General features: G+C 55.9%; 13 protein-coding genes and 1 pseudogene. 10 read left to right on the top strand and 4 right to left on the bottom strand.

Annotation, left to right across the window (positions count from 1 at the left end; genetic code table 11):
* Positions 1 to 14: 14 nt before the first annotated feature.
* The 6 genes from L1D47_RS12740 to L1D47_RS12715 all read left to right on the top strand — a co-directional run bounded on the left by L1D47_RS12740 (position 15) and on the right by L1D47_RS12715 (position 5,125).
* The gene (locus L1D47_RS12740; RefSeq protein WP_239885321.1) at positions 15 to 1,742 is read left to right on the top strand and encodes a polyamine aminopropyltransferase; all 1,728 of its coding nucleotides are present in this window, start codon (positions 15 to 17) and stop codon (positions 1,740 to 1,742) included.
* 88 nt (positions 1,743 to 1,830) lie between these two features.
* Complete coding sequence (locus L1D47_RS12735) at positions 1,831 to 2,244, top strand: DUF2170 family protein (RefSeq protein ID WP_239885319.1); 414 nt, start codon at positions 1,831 to 1,833, stop codon at positions 2,242 to 2,244.
* A 70-nt stretch (positions 2,245 to 2,314) separates the two neighbouring features.
* Entirely contained in the window at positions 2,315 to 3,001 is a 687-nt protein-coding gene (locus L1D47_RS12730; protein WP_041508414.1) for a PspA/IM30 family protein, read from the top strand.
* Between the two features lie 211 nt (positions 3,002 to 3,212).
* A complete protein-coding gene (locus tag L1D47_RS12725; RefSeq protein WP_239852562.1) occupies positions 3,213 to 3,857 on the top strand; it encodes a DUF4178 domain-containing protein in 645 nt (214 codons plus the stop codon).
* A 60-nt stretch (positions 3,858 to 3,917) separates the two neighbouring features.
* A complete protein-coding gene (locus L1D47_RS12720; protein WP_239885317.1) occupies positions 3,918 to 4,250 on the top strand; it encodes a hypothetical protein in 333 nt (110 codons plus the stop codon).
* Positions 4,251 to 4,330: 80 nt separating this feature from the next.
* The gene (locus L1D47_RS12715) at positions 4,331 to 5,125 is read left to right on the top strand and encodes an ion transporter (RefSeq protein WP_041508411.1); all 795 of its coding nucleotides are present in this window, start codon (positions 4,331 to 4,333) and stop codon (positions 5,123 to 5,125) included.
* A 75-nt stretch (positions 5,126 to 5,200) separates the two neighbouring features.
* On the opposite strand, the gene L1D47_RS12710 is transcribed toward L1D47_RS12715, so the two are convergent.
* Positions 5,201 to 6,688 carry a CYTH domain-containing protein gene (locus tag L1D47_RS12710; RefSeq protein ID WP_239885315.1) on the bottom strand — a complete coding sequence of 496 codons (1,488 nt, stop codon included), beginning with the start codon at positions 6,686 to 6,688 and terminating at the stop codon, positions 5,201 to 5,203.
* Between the two features lie 253 nt (positions 6,689 to 6,941).
* Here L1D47_RS12710 and L1D47_RS12705 point away from each other — a divergent pair, with 253 nt between their 5' ends.
* The 4 genes from L1D47_RS12705 to putA all read left to right on the top strand — a co-directional run bounded on the left by L1D47_RS12705 (position 6,942) and on the right by putA (position 13,231).
* Positions 6,942 to 7,622, top strand: a complete 681-nt coding sequence (locus L1D47_RS12705; RefSeq protein WP_041508409.1) for a TIGR00153 family protein — start codon at positions 6,942 to 6,944, stop codon at positions 7,620 to 7,622.
* A 24-nt stretch (positions 7,623 to 7,646) separates the two neighbouring features.
* Positions 7,647 to 8,915: an inorganic phosphate transporter gene (locus L1D47_RS12700; RefSeq protein WP_239885313.1), complete on the top strand. Its 1,269-nt coding sequence runs from the start codon at positions 7,647 to 7,649 to the stop codon at positions 8,913 to 8,915.
* Positions 8,916 to 9,171: 256 nt separating this feature from the next.
* The gene (locus tag L1D47_RS12695; protein WP_041508407.1) at positions 9,172 to 9,720 is read left to right on the top strand and encodes a TIGR04211 family SH3 domain-containing protein; all 549 of its coding nucleotides are present in this window, start codon (positions 9,172 to 9,174) and stop codon (positions 9,718 to 9,720) included.
* A 331-nt stretch (positions 9,721 to 10,051) separates the two neighbouring features.
* Positions 10,052 to 13,231, top strand: coding sequence for a bifunctional proline dehydrogenase/L-glutamate gamma-semialdehyde dehydrogenase PutA (gene putA, locus L1D47_RS12690; RefSeq protein ID WP_239885311.1), 3,180 nt, complete (start codon positions 10,052 to 10,054; stop codon positions 13,229 to 13,231).
* A 114-nt stretch (positions 13,232 to 13,345) separates the two neighbouring features.
* On the opposite strand, the gene cydC is transcribed toward putA, so the two are convergent.
* The 3 genes and pseudogenes from cydC to L1D47_RS12675 form a co-directional block, all read right to left on the bottom strand.
* On the bottom strand, positions 13,346 to 15,124 hold the full coding sequence (cydC, locus tag L1D47_RS12685) for a cysteine/glutathione ABC transporter ATP-binding protein/permease CydC (protein WP_239885309.1): 1,779 nt from the start codon (positions 15,122 to 15,124) through the stop codon (positions 13,346 to 13,348).
* Positions 15,124 to 16,887 carry a cysteine/glutathione ABC transporter permease/ATP-binding protein CydD gene (gene cydD / locus L1D47_RS12680; protein WP_239885307.1) on the bottom strand — a complete coding sequence of 588 codons (1,764 nt, stop codon included), beginning with the start codon at positions 16,885 to 16,887 and terminating at the stop codon, positions 15,124 to 15,126. The genes cydC and cydD overlap by 1 nt, the downstream gene beginning before the upstream one ends.
* 614 nt (positions 16,888 to 17,501) lie before the next feature.
* Positions 17,502 to 18,106 (bottom strand): annotated as a pseudogene (locus L1D47_RS12675) (IS110 family transposase); the annotation flags it as partial.

Below are 18,106 nucleotides of genomic sequence, written 5' to 3'. Positions count from 1 at the left end.
GACGCTCACCCTGAATGCAATCGACACACACCACAACGCCTGCCCCCGCAGGCGTTAAATCCTTAAGCTGGCTCGACGATCTCCTGCTACTGGGGATCATGGCGGTACTGGCCGCCTGCGGCCTCATCTACGAATACCTGCTGTCCCATTATGCCGGGCGTATCCTGGGGGCCCTGGAAGCCGCCATCTACACCATGATCGGCCTGATGATCGTCTCCATGGGCATAGGCGCCTTCGCGGCGCGTAAGATCCGCTGCGCCTTTACCGGCTTTGCCATGCTGGAACTCTGCGTCGCCCTTTGCGGTGCCCTGGCGATTCTGATCACCGCCGCCGTCATCGGCTTCGGCCAGCAGCTGCCCCTCATCATCGCCAGCACCATAGGGCTGCCGCCGGATCAGCTACCCCAGGGCGGCTTTATCGGCACCTTGCAGAAGCTGAGCGAATACCTGCCCTACGCCTGGGGCGTGTTACTCGGCCTGATGATCGGAATGGAGATCCCCCTGATTGCCAGGGTGCGTCAGTCTCTGTGCGATGAGCACCTGATGCATAACGCCGGCACCATCTATGGCGCCGACTACATAGGTGCCGGTGTGGGCGCCGCCATCTGGGTGATCTTCATGCTGGCCCTGGATATCCAACTGGCCGCGGCGCTGACCGCCAGCTTCAACCTGCTGGCAGGCTTCCTGTTTATCTGGCGTTTCTGGTCCAAGATCCGTTTCAACCGCCTGCTACTGCTTGGTCACCTCATCGCCACAGGCGTACTGCTGGTGCTGGCCATTCATGGCCCCAAGTGGGATCAGGCCTTCAATAATTTGCTCTACAAGGACAAGGTGGTCTACGCCAAGGCGACCCGTTTTCAGCAGCTCACCTTCACCGAGCGGTTACGGGGAAATCACCTGGCGCCCGTGTACTCTCTGTATATCAACGGCCGATTACAGTTCTCCAGCCAGGATGAGCATATCTACCACGCCTTTCTGGTCCACCCAACCCTGGCCGCCAGTGCCCGCCACGACAAGGTGTTGATCATAGGCGGTGGCGACGGCCTGGGCTTAAGACAGGTGCTCAAGTGGCAACCCAAGCAGGTAACCCTGATGGATCTCGATGCGGATCTGGTGAGGCTCTTCAAGGAGGGCGACCCAGAAATGCCCGAGCGTCTGGCGCACGCCTTACTCAAGCTCAATGGTGATGCCTTTAACGACGAGCGGGTCGAGCTCTTGATAGACGATGCCTTCAACGGTGCCGACAGGCTGATAAGACGGGGCGAGAAGTATGATGCCATCATAGTGGATCTACCCGACCCCAGCCATCCGGATCTCAACAAGCTCTATTCGGATCTCTTCTATCGCAAGCTCAAGGAGCTACTGAGCAGCGACGGGGCGATCTCTGTGCAGTCGACCTCCCCCTACCACGCCGCCAAGGCCTTCATCTCGGTCGGCAAGACGCTGCAGGCTGCGGGCTTTCAGGTTGAGCAGTATCACCATAACGTGCCCAGTTTCGGCGAATGGGGCTGGAGCATAGGCACGCTCAGGGGGCAAGATGCCAGGCAGCGACTGTCGAGCCTGAATCAACTGCCGGTCGATGACCCCTGGCTCACGCCAGGGCTTATCAGGGCGGCATTTGAATTTCCTAAAAATTATTATGAACATGCAGACCAGGTGAAGGTCAACGATATAGGCTCAATGCATCTGTATCACTACCATCAGCGCGCCTGGTCAGAGGATGAAAACCTGACGCTCGACTGAAGGTAAATGGAACACAAAAATAGCGCTTGACATATTATGTCGCAGTGCTATCTTTAATCGCAGACATAATATGTCAAAGAGGATAAATATGAACATTCACAACATTGCCAACCACCTCAATGCACTTGGCGACAACAGCCACACCGGCTTTCAGTTCGACTGCTATCCCATAGATGGCGACGTCGAAGTACTACAAGTCAACGTTGTGGGGCGCGAAGAGATCCCTGTGTTTGTATCGGTAACGGACAACCAAATCCTGTGCATCAGCTACCTGTGGGGCGAAGACGAAGTTAAGCAAGAACGTCGCAGCGAGATGTTTGAAACCATGCTCGAACTCAACATCCCTATGCCACTGTCCTCCTTTGCTAAGGTCGACGACAAGTATGTGGCCTATGGTGCCCTATCTGTGCAATCGAGCATGTTAGAGATAGAGCAAGAGCTGTCAGTACTGTCCGACAACTGTCTGGAAGTGATCGACGAGCTGGCCGATTTCTTAAAGTAACCGCTAACCAATTTAGTCATGTAATGGTCCACGCAGAAGGCGACGCCATTACCCCAAGAGGAGTCATATTATGGGCATACTGAACAAGATCCTCACCGCCTTTCGCGGTGGTGCCACCGAAGTTGGCCAGAGCATAGTCGACGCCAACTCGACACGCATCTTCGAACAAGAGATCCGTGACGCAGAGAAACACCTGACCAAGGCCAAGCGCGAGCTGACCGACGTCATGGCCAAAGAGATGCAAGCCAGCCGCGAGGTAGATCGCCTCAAGCGCGCCATCGCCGAGCACGAAGGCTATGCGACCCAGGCGCTGGAGAAGGAAAACGAAGCCCTGGCCCTGGAAGTGGCCGAGAAGATCGCCCAGCTTGAGCAGGAGCTTGCCGAGCACCAGAGCGCCAACGACAACTTTAGCGCCCACGCCGCCCGTCTGAAAGACCTGGTACGCAAGACAGAGCGTCAGCTAGCCGACTATCAGCGTCAGCTCAGCATGGTCAAGACCACGGAAAGCGTGCAGAAGGCCACGGCGACCATCACAGATTCCTTCGCCAGCAGCAACTCTAAACTGCTGAACGCCAAGGACTCTTTGGAACGCATCAAGGCGCGTCAGCAGCAGTTCGACGACCGCCTCAAGGCCGCCGAAACTCTGGCCGACGAGAACAGCGACAAGTCGCTACAGGCCAAACTGGCCGAGGCCGGTATCGGCGAGCAGAAGTCCAATGCCAACGCGGTACTGGATCGCCTCAAGGCACGTAAGTAAGTCATAGGCGACTAGCCGAATCAAAGCACCTTGCGGCCCAGCCCAAGGTGCTTTTATGCCAATCACGGTAAGCGTTCTTCAATGGCGCAGGAAAACGCTTGCTAACGAGGCTGGATTTTTCGATAAGTAGTTATCGAAGGTTTTAACAAGCCAGCATGATCAGTGATTTACTAGGATTGGTATCAACCATTATTCTTCTCGAGGGTAGTTCATGGGATTCTTAAAAGGATTGTTTGGTAAGAAAGAGGCGCCCAAGCGCCAACTCAACCATCCTAATCATCTACAAAAAGGCGACATCATCAGCCTGGATGACAGCTTCGCCCTGCCCGAGCAACTGCGCGGTCAACAGCTGAGAGTCGAGGGGATCAACACCTACGAATATCAGCGCAAACAGCAGTGCGAGTGGGTACTCAAGGGCCACGGCAACGACAGCCTCTGCCTGTCTCTGGATGAAGACGATGAAACCTATCTGGCCTTCTCCATCAAGATCCCCCGCAGCCAGGTAGAGCAGCTGTTCGATCTGGACGCCTTTAGCGAGATCTTCGAAGAGGATAGCCACGCCGAACTCGAGGTTAAGGAGACCCCTGCCGCCCTCATGGGATGGCTGGGCGAGCGCTATCATCAGGTCAACTTCGCCCAGTTTGGCTATTTCCACCGCGCCGATTATCGCGGTATGCGTCCACCCCAAGACGAGGGGATGACCTCGGGCGAGCCATTCGAGAGCTATCTGCTGCTGGATGAAGAGGAAAACCGCGCCGTCGAGGTCGAGGTGTATGAAGGGGGCGACACAGATGTCAGCCTCACCCTCTACCGTCCCCTGAGCGACATTCGCCAATATTGGCCGGGACAGCTATAAACAACACAGGGCGGTGTTGCCGGCCACTTTGTGAGATCCACAGCACCTTAAGGCAAACTAATGAGCAAGAATAAGAAGCTGCTTCCCGAACAGTGGCAGCAGAATCAGAAAGCCGCCAAGGCCACCCAGGTCGCCTTCGACCTGGACGAGAAGTTTCAATACTCCATCCGCAAGGCGGCGTTAGATGCCGGGGTGAGCCCCTCGGATCAGATCCGCAGCATACTTGGGCTGGCCACCACCAAGCGCCCTAAGCGCCCACGCCTCACCGTCTCTCTCAGCTCGGAAGATTATCAGCAACTGGCCGAAAAATATGGCCTGTCCGCCGATGAGCAGCTGGAAATAAAACGCCGCGTGTTGGATGACCTGGTTCATTTTGTCGACAAAAACGAATAAGATCATGGGCTGTATACTATTTTAGGGCGACTCACAGGGAAATTCGGCTTGAGCGCCGCGGCCAAAAAGGAATCGATATCATGATCGATAGAAAGCGCTGGCTTCTGCCCATCAACCAAAACCCCACTCCCTTCGAGCTGGCGATGATGCTGCTCTCCCTGCTGTCAGTCATCGTGGTACTCATGTTGACCTTCGCCAAGCTGGATGACGAGACCCGCCGGCTGCTCTTCTTCGTCGACACCAGCATCTGCATCATCTTCATCAGCTACTTCTTTGTTAACCTATTTCGCGCCGAAGACAAGCGCGACTACTTCAGGCATCACTGGATCGATCTGGTGGCCAGCATCCCCGCCATCGAGGCATTGAGGCTAGCCCGTTTCTTCCAGATCCTGCGGGTGATCCGCCTGATCCGCATGACGCGCTCTATCCTTATCCCCCTGATGCGTCAGCGTCAGGAGACCACGCTGGCCAGCCTGTTAGTGGCCATGGTCACCATACTCACCCTGGCCTCGGTGATGATCCTCCTGGTGGAGAGCGGCGAACCCAACGCCAATATCAACACAGCCGAAAACGCCATCTGGTGGGCGCTGGTGACTATCTCCACCGTGGGCTATGGCGACTACTATCCTGTCACCACAGTGGGTCACTTCATCGGCGGCCTGGTGATCATCTGTGGCGTAAGCTTCTTCGGGGTGATCTCGGGTTACATGGCGTCCATCTTCATCGCCCCCGACAGCAAGCAGCGACAGGAGGCCCAGAGCCAACAGATGCGTGATGAGTTAGAGATGGTACTGCAGCGAATGGAGAAGAATCAGGAGACACTGCTTTCGGAAATTGCGACGCTAAAGCAGCAGTTAAATGAGAAAAATAAGTAACGTATGACTCAGGGCAATTGCGCCGAGTCATACGTTGAGTGATGCCCCTGTTGGAGTGATAGCCCTGCTGGACAGTTATCGCCAGTAGGGCTGCACCTTAAGTGCCGAGCGGCGCGAATGCTCCATGGCAAACAGCAGGCTCTGCTCCTTGCTATCCAACCAGTCGGCTATCTCCAGCCCCTGGGTGGTAGCGGTTTCCCTCAGGCAACGGTAGGCCCCCAGGGTACGTATGCCTAACACAAGATCTTGCCAGGGCGCGCGAAACAGATCCCGCGACTTGTGCTTGTACAGCTCCCCATAGGCGACCCCGACCAGGATGCTCTCATCCAGCGCCTTGGCAAAAGACTGATAATCTTCGCTGCTCAGCTCGGCATTGGAAGGCATGAGATCGACGATTCGCTGCCAGGAGGCTTCCTGTAATTGATCGGCGAAGGCCTGCAGACTCTGCTGCTCACCGATATACACCAGCCCGGCATTGACCGCCATCAGCAGACTCACCAGACGCACCTGCAACTGACCATAGGTCACATCCGCCAGCATGGCATCTATCTGCCGCGCCATATCGAGCCCAGCCAGCTGCTGGCGCACCGCCGCCAGTAGAGGCTCTGACTCACTCAGATTACCCAACAGGGCGCCATCGCCATCCAGTAGCTCACACAGGCTCAGCCCCTTATCGACGAAGCTTAGCTGAGACTCTATGGCAGCGAAGGCCTCTAGCAGGGGGTCATCCAACAGGGCAAACTGCGCCAGCGTGCAGCGCAACAGGCGAATACAGGCGCGCAGACGGTAGCCCAGCAGGGGAAGCTGGCGCGCCGCCTGACGGGATTCCAGTAGCATCTCCTCCAGCAGCTGCCAGCGATCTAGGCCGGTTTCCAGCAGGGTCATCAGGGCCTGTTTCGGAGTCCCCTTCTGTGGCAAGGCGATAAAGGCCAGGGTATCTAGCTGCAGGGGGCTGGCCATGGCCGCCAGACGATAGCCCCGCTGCGCCTTGCTGGCTCGCCCGAGCCGCGCCGGGATCTGCTCTGTCACCCGCTCGGCCAATGCCAACAGGGCCTGGGCATCGCCCGCCAGCAACTCAAACTCCAGCTCGCAGATGGGCTCACACTGGCCGTTGGCGCTAATGCTGCCGATATCCAGCGCCACCTCGACCAGGCTCTCGTCGAGATAGATATGCCAGCTCATGCGGGTAAAGTCGGTATCGAACAGCGACACCAACTCAGCCTGCACCGCGCCAATATCGGCGCCTGCTGGCCAGATATCACCAGGGAATAGCGACAAATTAACCTTTGCTTGATCGATATCAATATTGTACTCGGGGCGGGAGTGCACCCCGCCCACCACGGTGCCGGCCGTCTTGATGGTCTGCTCAAATTGACCGTCGCGGCCACGAATACGCAGCCCCATGTCCCAGCGTCTGAGCTGCAGATCTTGAGTATCGTAATAACTGTTGCTTAGATGAACCGCGCCTTTTGCATCGCTATGGGGTAGACTGTTAAGCAGTGATACCAAGGCTTCGCGTTTGTTTTCGGGGAAAAATAGTTTTAGCTCTATCTCGGCTTCCATTCGCCAGCTGCTCACTTTTTTAATCTAGAATTCGGAACTGTAATGAAGGTGTCATTATACTTTAATGAAAATTTCACAATGTCATATTAATGTCATAATCGGCCATTAGTATCTCGCATTGCAGTTTATATATAACTCGTTAGAATAAAAACTGTCAGTTTTTATATAAAAACGCAGTTTCAATACGTGGACGCTTGGGTTAACATGCGCCCGCATTTTCCAACAGTGGAATAACCTAAATAGGTACACGGCAATGCCAGTAAACTCTATTTTGGGCGTGTTTGCAAAATCGCCAATTAAACCATTACAAGATCATATCGATAAGGTGCACGATTGTGCCTCGATTCTTGTACCATTTTTTGACGCTACTGTCGCAGGTGACTGGGACAAAGCGGTTCAACTCCGTAAGCAAATCAGCCAAGCAGAACGTGAAGCAGACGAACTCAAGCGTGAAATCCGCTTAACGCTTCCCGGCGGCCTGTTTATGCCAGTTGAAAGAACTGACTTACTGGAGCTACTTACCCAGCAAGATAAGATCGCCAACAAGGCGAAAGACATTTCGGGTCGTATCATCGGCCGTCAACTACTTGTCCCAGAAGCAATTCAAGATACCTTCAGTGCCTACCTGACCCGCTGTCTCGATGCAGTAGCACAGGCTAAGCAAGCCATCAACGAACTCGATGACCTGCTCGAAACAGGTTTCAGAGGCCGTGAAGTCGATCTTGTCGCTAAAATGATCGTTGAACTCGACAAAATTGAAGAGGACACAGACGATCTTCAAATCAAAATCCGTCGTCAGCTGTTTAGCATCGAAAATGATCTAAACCCTGTGGATGTGATGTTCCTCTATAAGATAATTGAGTGGGTTGGAGACTTGGCAGATCTTGCCGAGCGTGTCGGTTCCCGCCTAGAGCTAATGTTAGCTCGCGTCTAAAAACAAAGTTATCAAGGTATCAACATGGTTGATGTATTAATCACCAATGGCCCGTGGCTGATCGCCATTGCGGCTGCATTTGGATTTTTAATGGCGTGGGGTATTGGCGCAAACGATGTCGCTAATGCTATGGGGACCTCAGTAGGTTCAAACGCGATCACCATTAAACAAGCGATCATCATCGCGATGATCTTCGAATTTGCCGGCGCGTACCTCGCAGGCGGGGAAGTGACCAGCACGATCCGTAAAGGGATCATCGATTCGGCCTATTTCGTCGACTCACCTGAGCTGCTGGTATACGGCATGATCTCGGCGCTACTGGCTGCCGGTATCTGGCTGGTTGTGGCGTCAGCACTGGGCTGGCCGGTATCGACCACTCACTCTATCGTTGGCGCCATCGTAGGTTTCGCCGCCGTAGGTGTGAGCGCCGATTCTGTTGCCTGGAGCAAGGTATTGGGTATCGTGGGATCATGGGTCATCACCCCGGCGATCTCAGGCTTTATCGCCTTTACCATCTTCCAAAGCGTGCAGAAGCTGATCTTCAACACTGACAACCCGCTGGAAAACGCTAAGCGTTATGTGCCTTTCTACATGGCAATGGCAGGTTTCGTCATGTCGCTGGTGACCATCAAGAAGGGTCTGAAGCACGTGGGTCTGCACTTTAGCAACGTCGAAGCCTACTCATTGGCTATCTTCATCGCTATCCTGGTTGGCATAGGCGGCATGATTGCCATCAAACGTCTAAAGATGAGCCAGAGCGCCGATCGTCAGACACAGTTTGGCAACGTGGAAAAGGTATTCGCTATCCTGATGGTTGTGACCGCTTGTTGTATGGCGTTCGCCCACGGTTCTAACGATGTCGCTAACGCTATTGGCCCGCTAGCCGCAGTGGTCTCTGTGGTAAATAGCGGTGGCGAGATCGCCAGCAAGGCAGAACTGGTTTGGTGGATCCTACCTCTGGGTGCCTTCGGTATCGTCATGGGTCTGGCTATCTTCGGTAAGCGCGTAATGCAGACTATCGGTAAGAACATCACTCACCTGACACCGAGCCGTGGTTTTGCCGCCGAGCTGGCTGCCGCCTCTACCGTGGTTATCGCCTCGGGTACTGGCCTGCCAATCTCGACCACTCAGACACTGGTCGGTGCCGTGTTAGGTGTGGGTATGGCACGTGGTATCGCCGCCATCAACATAGGCGTGGTCCGCAACATCGTGGTCTCTTGGGTCGTGACACTGCCTGCGGGCGCGGGTCTGTCGATCATCTTCTTCTTCATGATCAAGGGTATCTTTAGCTAAGCTAAGCCCTATGGATAAGAAAAGTAAAAGGAAGCCTCAAGGCTTCCTTTTTTGTTTTCATTTACCTCGGCTTTTAGCCATGCCTTTCGGGCTTATCTTTTCTGTGCAACTTGTCTGCCACACTTACCCACTACAAAGATTAATTCCTGGTAACACTTCCCATGTTGCACTTGCAAATATGTGGCTAAATCCCTAGCATGTGCCAATATTTCGCTGAAGAGAACTCAAAGTGTTAAGACTCCTATCTATTCTCGCCATGATGCTAGTGTCATCGACCCTGATGGCGGCAGAGCAGACACGTTATATCTCAGATAACGTCTACACCTTCATTCACGGGGGTCCGGGCACCCAATACCGTATTCTGGGCAGCGTCGAAGCCGGTCAGCCGGTGACCTACCTGGGTGAGATGCAAAACGACTACGCCAAGGTAGTCGACCACAAGGGCCGCGAAGGCTGGGTCGACAGCAAGATGCTGGACTCAGGCAAGAGCTTCCGCGTACAGCTACCCGAAGTTCAGGCCGAACTCGCCAAGGTAAAGGCAGACCTTGAGAGCATCACCAACGAGAGCGACAGCAGCGCTCAGTTGATCCGTCAGCTACGCTCACAGCTGGCCAACGCCGAAGAGTCCCTGGCCAAGGCCTCGAGCGAGCGCGACAGTGCCACCCGCGAGCTGACTCGTCTGAAGAATGATGAGCGCTTCGAGCTGATGAAACAGGGCGGCATGATCGCCGGTATCGGTGTGCTTATCGGGGTTATCCTGGTCTATCTGCCGCGTCCACGTCGTCGCCAGAAGAACCGCTGGTAGTTCCCGCAACACAAGCGCGAGCGAATAGCATGAGCCAGGGCCGAGTCCCTGGCTTTTTTATGCCTGAAATGCCGATAAAGCTCCCACTATATTGACCAAGGTCTCAGGCCCGCAGGCCCGATAAACAGTGGCGTTGCGCGCCTTCTGGCCGGACGAGATCAAACAAAGGTCACATTCACCCACACAAGAGTGTCCCTCATCACATTTTGGATGTATAATCGGCGCGCGAAAGGCGCCAGATTGTATACAAAAATAATACTAAACGCCTGAAAACTTACCTTTTGTTCAAGCCAAAACTGTCCCTATTTAGGTCCAGGTGGAAGTGATTACTATGTTCAAAGCAAGTGAAGTTCTGACTGGTCGTTACGACTCAGCTACCCTAGATGAGCTATTTACAGCGATCACCAACAACTATATTGTCGACGAAGAGCAATACCTCTCTGAACTGATTAAGCTTGTTCCCTCGAGCGACGAAGAGATTCAACGTATTACCAAGCGTGCCCATGACCTGGTACACAAGGTGCGTCAATACGACAAGAAGGGACTCATGGTCGGTATCGACGCCTTCCTGCAACAGTACAGCCTGGAGACCCAAGAGGGGATCATCCTCATGTGTCTGGCCGAAGCCCTGCTGCGTATCCCTGACGCCGCCACCGCCGACGCACTGATCGACGATAAGCTCTCCGGCGCCAAATGGGACGAGCACCTGAGCAAGAGTGACTCGACCCTGGTCAATGCCTCTACCTGGGGCCTGATGCTCACGGGTAAGATCATCTCCCTGGACAAGAATATCGATGGCAAGCCAAGCAGCCTGCTGAACCGTCTGGTCAATCGCCTGGGTGAGCCAGTGATCCGTCAGGCCATGCTAGCCGCGATGAAGATCATGGGTAAGCAGTTCGTCCTTGGCCGCACTGTGCAAGAGGCGCTGAAGAACAGTACCGACAAGCGCAAGCTGGGCTACACCCACAGCTACGACATGCTGGGCGAAGCGGCCCTGACCATGAAAGACGCGCAGAAATACTACCAGGATTACTCCAACGCCATCGCGGCACTGGGCGCTCAGCAGTACGATGAGAGCGAGGCGCCACGCCCGACCATCTCTATCAAGCTGTCTGCGCTGCACCCTCGCTATGAGGTGGCCAACGAAGACAGAACCATGACCGAGCTGTATGACACCCTGGTCAAGCTGGTCTCTCAGGCCCGTAGCCTCAACGTGGGCGTCTCTATCGATGCCGAAGAGGTTGACCGTCTCGAGCTGTCACTCAAGCTGTTCCAGAAGCTGTATAACTCAGACGCCGCCAAGGGCTGGGGCCTGCTAGGCATAGTGGTTCAGGCCTACTCTAAGCGTGCCCTGCCTGTGCTGTGCTGGATCACCCGCCTGGCCAAAGATCAGGGCGATGAGATCCCAGTGCGTCTGGTCAAGGGTGCCTACTGGGACAGCGAGCTCAAATGGGCTCAGGTCGCCGGCGAAGGCGGCTACCCGCTATTTACCCGCAAGGCGGGCACAGACGTGTCTTACCTGGCCTGTGCACGCTACCTGCTGTCTGACGCCACCCGCGGCGCCATCTACCCGCAGTTTGCCAGCCACAACGCCCAGACCGTTGCCGCCATCACTGACATGGCAGACGATCGCCTGTATGAGTTCCAGCGCCTGCACGGCATGGGCGAAGAGCTGTACGACACCCTGCTGGCCGAGAGCGGCGTCAGCACGGTTCGTATCTACGCCCCTGTGGGTGCCCATAAAGATCTGCTGCCTTACCTGGTGCGTCGCCTGCTGGAAAACGGCGCCAACACCTCGTTCGTGCACAAGCTGGTCGACCCTAAGACACCGATCGAATCTTTGGTTGTCCACCCATTGACGACCCTACAAAGCTATAAAACCCTAGCCAACAATAAAATCGTTCAGCCGATCGACATCTTCGGCGCCGAGCGTAAAAACTCCAAGGGAATCAACATGAACATCATCTCAGAATCTGAGCCTTTCTTCGCCGCACTGGACAAGTTTAAAGACCAGCAGTGGTCTGCCGGCCCAATCGTCGATGGCGAAACCCTCAGCGGTGACACCATTGAGGTGAAGAGCCCATATGACACCACACAGATCGTCGGCAAGGTTGCCTTCGCCAACAACCAGGCGATCGAACAGGCCTTGGCCAGTGCCCATAACGCCTTCGGCAGCTGGTGCTCGACTCCGGTAGAAGTGCGTGCCAACGCGCTGCAGAAGCTGGCGGATCTGCTGGAAGAGAACCGTGAGGAGCTTATCGTCCTCTGTACCCGTGAAGCGGGCAAGAGCATTCAAGACGGCATCGACGAGGTGCGCGAGGCGGTCGACTTCTGTCGTTACTACGCGGTGCAAGCCAAGAAGATGATGGGCAAGCCAGAACTGCTACCTGGCCCAACGGGTGAGCTGAACGAACTATTCCTGCAGGGCCGCGGCGTATTCGTCTGTATCAGCCCATGGAACTTCCCGCTGGCAATCTTCCTCGGTCAGGTCACTGCGGCGCTGGCGGCGGGTAACACTGTCGTTGCCAAGCCTGCCGAGCAGACCTCTATCGTGGGTTACCGCGCGGTGCAGCTAGCCCATGAGGCCGGTATTCCTAAGGAAGCCCTGCAGTTCCTGCCTGGCACGGGTGCGACTGTTGGCGCGACCATTACGGCCGATGAGCGTATCGGCGGCGTCTGCTTTACCGGCTCGACCGTGACCGCTAAGCGCATCAACCTGACCCTGGCCCAGCGCGATGGTGCCATCATCCCGCTGATCGCCGAGACGGGTGGTCAAAACGCCATGGTGGTGGACTCGACTTCACAGCCTGAGCAGGTGGTTAACGATGTAGTTTCTTCTTCTTTCACCAGTGCCGGTCAACGCTGCTCGGCGCTGCGCGTGCTCTACCTACAGGAAGATATCGCCGATCGCGTGATCGACGTGATGAAGGGCGCCATGGACGAGCTGACCATAGGCAACCCAGGTTCGGTGAAGACGGATGTCGGCCCGGTTATCGACGCCACCGCCAAGGCGAACCTCAACGCCCACATCGACCACATCAAGCAGGTGGGTCGTCTGATCAACCAGCTGGAGTTGCCGGCAGGCACGGAAAATGGTCACTTCGTGGCACCGACCGCGGTAGAAATCGACTCTATCAAGGTACTGGAGAAGGAACACTTCGGTCCTATCCTGCACGTGATCCGCTACAAGGCGGCCGATCTGCCTAAGGTGATCGACGACATCAACTCTACCGGTTTCGGTCTGACCCTGGGGATCCACAGCCGTAACGAAGGTCACGCGCTAGAAGTGGCCGACAAGGTAAACGTGGGTAACGTCTACATCAACCGTAACCAGATCGGCGCCGTGGTTGGCGTGCAGCCGTTCGGCGGCCAGGGCCTGTCGGGCACGGGTCCTAAGGCCGGTGGTCCACACTACCTGACCCGTTTCGTGACCGAGAAGACACGTACCAACAACATCACCGCCATCGGCGGTAACGCTACCCTGCTCTCTCTGGGTGACAGCGACGAATAATCTCGTCAGTCTGAGCGTTCGACAAAAAAAGCCAGTGGATCTCCACTGGCTTTTTTATTATCCGTAACAAGGGCTAAAAGAACTAAGGACTAATGACTAAGGACTAAGAAACAACTAGCTCAATACCCGGTTCAGGCTGGCATAGTGGCCATCCTGGGCCAGCAGATTTTGGTGTGTACCACTGGTGCGGATCTTACCCGCCTCCATCAGGTGGATGCTGTCCATCTTATCCATGGCCGTCAGACGGTGGCTGATCATCACCATGGTCTTATCACTGGCAAAGTCCAACAGCAACGTCATGATCTCCCGCTCTGTGCGTTGATCCAGCCCCTCGGTGGGCTCGTCCAGCAGCAGTAGGGGCGCGTCACGCAGAAGCGCCCTGGCCACGCCGATACGGCGGCGCTCACCGCCGGAGAGCTGCCTGCCCCCCTCGCCTATCCAGTTATCCAGCGGCTTGTCGCCCTGAGTTAAAGCCCCCAGCCCGACACGCTCGAGCACGGCGATAAGCTTGGCATCGTTGGCCTCACGCCATGCCTTGCGTTCGCTGCGGCTCCCCTGGGACGGCGCCTGCTCAAATTGCGCCAGGGTCAGGTTGTCGCGCAACGTGCCGGCAAACAGATAGATACGCTGGCTCACTACCGTCATGGCCTGGCGCAGCGCCTGTTCGCTGTAATCTTCGATTGGGCGGCCATCGAGCAAGAGAGTCCCCGCATCGGGCGTCCACTCCCGGGTGATGAGCGACAGCAGGCTCGACTTGCCGCAGCCCGTCTGCCCCAGCAGCGCCAGCTTCTCGCCCGGCTTCACCGTCAGGCTCAGGCCATCGAGCACCTTCTGACCTGGCTGATAACCAAAGCTCACATCCGTGATGACCAGCTCGCCGCGACTCACCGCCAGCTGACCCTCGTCACCAAAGGCGATGCTCGGGCGACGCTCGGTAATATCGCTCACCCGCTCGGCCGCCTGCACGCAGGCCGACAGGTGCTGAAAGGCGCCTGCCAACGGCATCAGCATCTCGATACAGGCCAGCGTCATAAACACCACCAGCGCCAGCAGCGGCCCGGGCGGCACGCTATCGCCCACTCCATCGGCGGCGAGGTAACAGAGCAGCACCAAGGCCAGGCCATGGCTCAGAATCAATAGCGCCTGGCTCAGGGCGGTCACCGCCGTCATGGTGGCCTGACTGGCAAACAGCCGTGCCTGGGCATTGTCTAGCTCGGCCCTAAAGGCCTTCTCGGTGCCAAACAGGGTCAGCTCCGCCTGCCCCTGCAGATATTCCAGCAGCAGCACCCGATACTGACGTCGGCTCTCCAGCTGGGCGATACCCGGTCTGTGTCCCAGGCGATAAAACACCAGGGGCAGCACAAACCAGAGGCTCAAGAGCACTCCGCACAGGGTCAGCGCCAGCTCGCTATCGAACCAAGCGAGGAAGCCATACAGGGCGGCAATCATCAGCAGCGAGGCCAACAGCGGCGTCAGTAGCCTCAGATAGAGATGGTCCAGGGTGTCGATGTCGCTCACCAGACGATTGAGCAGATCACCGCCGCGCAGATGGCTCAGATCCTTGGCGCTCAAAGGCATCAGCTTGCCCCAGGCCCAGGTGCGCAGTTGTGTCAGCAGGCGGAAGGTGGCCTCGTGGGTGGCCAAACGCTCGCCATAACGGCTGGCGGTGCGGGCGATAGAGAGGAAACGCACCCCACCGGCTGGGGTGAAATAGTTAAAGGCCTGGGCGGTCACCACGCTCAGGCCGGCGACCGCTGTGGCTGACAGGAACCAGCCCGACAGCGACAGCAAGCCTATTCCCGCCGCCAGGGTGGTCAGGCTCAGCACCAGCCCCACCAGCATCATCAGCCACTGGCGTCTAAACAGCTTGATAAAGGGCAGCAGATGTTTCATTACGCCTCCTCCCGTCGATGACACAAGTCGCGAAACAGTCCGGGCTCGGCCATCAGGGTGCGATAATCCCCCTGCTGCACCAGTCTGCCGCCATCCAGCACCCAGATCTTATCCACGTCCTCGAGGGCATCCAGACGATGGGTCACCAGCACACTGGTGGCCCCCTGACGCGCATCCATCAGCGCCTGCATCACGGCTGTCTCGCTATGGCTGTCCAGGCTGGCGGTCGGCTCGTCGAGCACAAACAATTTAGCCGACTGCCCCAAGGCCCTCGCCAGGCAGAGGCGCTGAGCCTGACCGACGGAGACACCGCTACTCTGCTCGCCGATGGGATGCGCCAGCCCCAGAGGCTGAGCCCTGACAAACTCGCCTATGTGCGCCCTGTCCAGCAGGCTAAAAATCTGCTTATCGCTCAAGGGTTTACCCATGGCGACGTTGTCGCGTATTCTGCCGTGAAACAGCTGCGGCTCCTGCCCAAGCCAGGCCAGATGAGCGCGATAGCTGCCCCGCTCCAGGCTGTTTAACTCCTGGCCATTGACCTGCACGCTGCCGCGATAATCAAGGAAGCCCAGTAACATGTTGAGCAGGCTGGTCTTGCCCGCACCGCTCGGCCCGACGATGGCAACTTGCTCGCCGCTGGTCAGTTCGGCCGTTAACGGCCCCAGTAACACCTGACCGTCCGGGCTTAACACCTCAGCTCCTTGCAGCTTAATACTCAAGGGCATTTCGCTAGTAAAGGTCGTTCGCGGCGCATCAATAGGCTCACCCCCTTGATGATTAAGCAGCTCCATTAAAGCCTCGGCGGCGCCTATAGCCTGCGCCTTAGCATGATAGTGAGTGCCCATGTCACGCAGTGGCTGATAAAACTCAGGAGCCAAAATCAGTACAAACAGGCCGATAAATAGCGTCATGCCGGCGCCGTAGTGACCGAAGTCGAGGTGATCGAGAAAGCTGAATCCGAAATAGACCGCCAGCACGGCGATGGAGACGGCGGCGAAGAACTCAAGCACCGCCGAGCTTAAAAACGCCATGCGCAGCACCGCCATGGTGCCGCTGCGAAACTCCTCTGAGGCAGTCTCGATCGCGCTTTGTTCCCGCTCACCCACGTTAAACAGCCGCAGGGTGCTCATGCCTCGTAGCCTGTCCATGAAGTGACCGCTCAGGCGTGACAGGGCGCCGAAGTTCTTACGGTTGGCATCGGCGGCGCCCATACCCACCAGGATCATAAACAGGGGAATCAGCGGCGCGGTGCCCAGCAATATGATGCCCGCCGCCCAGTTTATGGGAAACACCACGGCCAATATCGTCAGGGGGATAAAGCCTGCCAGCATCATCTGCGGCAGGTATTTAGCGTAGAAATCGTGAAGGTCTTCCACCTGTTCCAGCACTATACTGGCCCAGCTCCCCGCCGGACGCCCCTTGATAAATACAGGTCCCAGCTCCACCAGCTTATCCAGCACACTCTGGCGGATATGACTGCGCAGCAACATCCCCGCCCTGAAGCTGATCCGCTCACGGCCATAGGCCAGCAGTGCGCGCAGCACGATCACCGCCACTAGGGCGATAAACTCGCTGGTAAACGCCTCTCGCGGCAGATTTTCGATGATCAAGCCATGGAGCATGGTCGCCAGCAGATAGGCCTGAGCCACCAGGGCGAAGCCGGTCAGCACACCAAACAACACGGTCAGATTCAGGTAGGCGCCACAGGCCGATTTCTGGCTCTTGAGCCAGCGTCCCAGGGCTTTTTCGAGGGTCTTGTCCATTGAGCTCCGCACAATTTAAGGCAAGGGATACGAGTCGATGGCCTGAGTATCGCAGGCTCTCCCCCAGGAATAAACCAATGGGTGGGGATTTGTTAGTAGGCTCACAAAAATTGAGCTAGATCAAAAAAACGGAAACTCAGTTTTTATCGAGTTTTGATTTTGGGGTGGGGTTCATGGAGATGTTGCCTTTCCTAGGTGAGGATTATCGACCCATTTCGAGTAACCCAATAACATGTGTAAATTTAACGGCAAAGAACTTTGGTACTTGTAAACCTCTTTGAAGGTCGCACCTTCATGGCAACCTATCACCTGCGGCAGGCTCATGTGCAGATACATCTGCTACACGCCGCCTCTTTATTTTACAGAGAGTCATATATGGACACCTCGGATAGATCAAACATTTTGTGAGTAACAGAAAGTAATACTGCGTACGTATATCCGACCTGTTTGTGAGCATCTTCGTGCTCTGGCCTTAATGAGAACCGCGCCTTCGCTGCTTATCGTCCCTTCGGTGTTACAACACCTTGTACTCTCTCAGCATTTGCGAAGGCCGGTATTACCTGTTACTTCATTAATTGCGTTCGGTTTTTAGGGTATGTAATTGTTTTTGTTATTTAGCCAGGCCGGTACTCCGTTTTGTAATACAGCATCGCCCAAATGATTCTGGCGAGCTTGTTGGCCACAGCTACCGCAGCTTTTTGTTTGCCTCTTCGTTCGATGACCTTTCTTGCCCAGACAGATAACCTGTCGTCGTTATTATTGGCGTAGCGTATGACAGACCAAGCACCTTGAATCAGTTGTCGCCTTAGATAGCTGTTTCCCCGCTTGGTAATTGCCCCCAGCTTCTGTTTTCCACCACTTGAGAACTCTTTTGGCACCAGCCCCAAGTTTGCCGAAAAATGTCGACCATTTTGATACCCAGAACCATCACCAGCGAACGATACCGCCGCCGTAGCAATAATTTCAGCGACACCTCGTATAGCGGTTAGTCGCTTGGTATCTTCATGATTTCTTGCCTGTAGTCGAATCTCTTTTTCCAGTGATTAAATCGAAGTATTGATGGCATATAACTCATCGAGTAACTCTCTGATATACCTACGGGCGGTGGTGGTTAACGAGTTATTGGCATCTTCTAGTAGCTCAGGTAGAGCAAGATTGAGCGGATCGCGGCCCTTAGGAATAACAATACCGTATTCACCCAATAGCCCACGGATTTGAT

The sequence above is a fragment of the Shewanella sp. Isolate7 genome (assembly GCF_022398425.1).
Lineage (GTDB): Bacteria > Pseudomonadota > Gammaproteobacteria > Enterobacterales > Shewanellaceae > Shewanella.
The sequence above is the reverse complement of the archived record's forward strand: the minus strand, read 5'-3'. Positions and strand labels throughout refer to the sequence as shown.

Excerpts from the sequence above, each read along its gene's own strand:
- L1D47_RS12720 (WP_239885317.1), top strand. The coding sequence starts at position 3,918 with ATGAGCAAGAATAAGAAGCTGCTTCCCGAACAGTGGCAGCAGAATCAG.
- cydC (WP_239885309.1), bottom strand. The coding sequence starts at position 15,124 with ATGAAACATCTGCTGCCCTTTATCAAGCTGTTTAGACGCCAGTGGCTG.
- L1D47_RS12735 (WP_239885319.1), top strand. The coding sequence starts at position 1,831 with ATGAACATTCACAACATTGCCAACCACCTCAATGCACTTGGCGACAAC.
- cydD (WP_239885307.1), bottom strand. The coding sequence starts at position 16,887 with ATGGACAAGACCCTCGAAAAAGCCCTGGGACGCTGGCTCAAGAGCCAG.
- L1D47_RS12725 (WP_239852562.1), top strand. The coding sequence starts at position 3,213 with ATGGGATTCTTAAAAGGATTGTTTGGTAAGAAAGAGGCGCCCAAGCGC.
- L1D47_RS12705 (WP_041508409.1), top strand. The coding sequence starts at position 6,942 with ATGCCAGTAAACTCTATTTTGGGCGTGTTTGCAAAATCGCCAATTAAA.
- putA (WP_239885311.1), top strand. The coding sequence starts at position 10,052 with ATGTTCAAAGCAAGTGAAGTTCTGACTGGTCGTTACGACTCAGCTACC.
- L1D47_RS12695 (WP_041508407.1), top strand. The coding sequence starts at position 9,172 with ATGATGCTAGTGTCATCGACCCTGATGGCGGCAGAGCAGACACGTTAT.
- L1D47_RS12730 (WP_041508414.1), top strand. The coding sequence starts at position 2,315 with ATGGGCATACTGAACAAGATCCTCACCGCCTTTCGCGGTGGTGCCACC.
- L1D47_RS12700 (WP_239885313.1), top strand. The coding sequence starts at position 7,647 with ATGGTTGATGTATTAATCACCAATGGCCCGTGGCTGATCGCCATTGCG.
- L1D47_RS12715 (WP_041508411.1), top strand. The coding sequence starts at position 4,331 with ATGATCGATAGAAAGCGCTGGCTTCTGCCCATCAACCAAAACCCCACT.
- L1D47_RS12740 (WP_239885321.1), top strand. The coding sequence starts at position 15 with ATGCAATCGACACACACCACAACGCCTGCCCCCGCAGGCGTTAAATCC.
- L1D47_RS12710 (WP_239885315.1), bottom strand. The coding sequence starts at position 6,688 with ATGGAAGCCGAGATAGAGCTAAAACTATTTTTCCCCGAAAACAAACGC.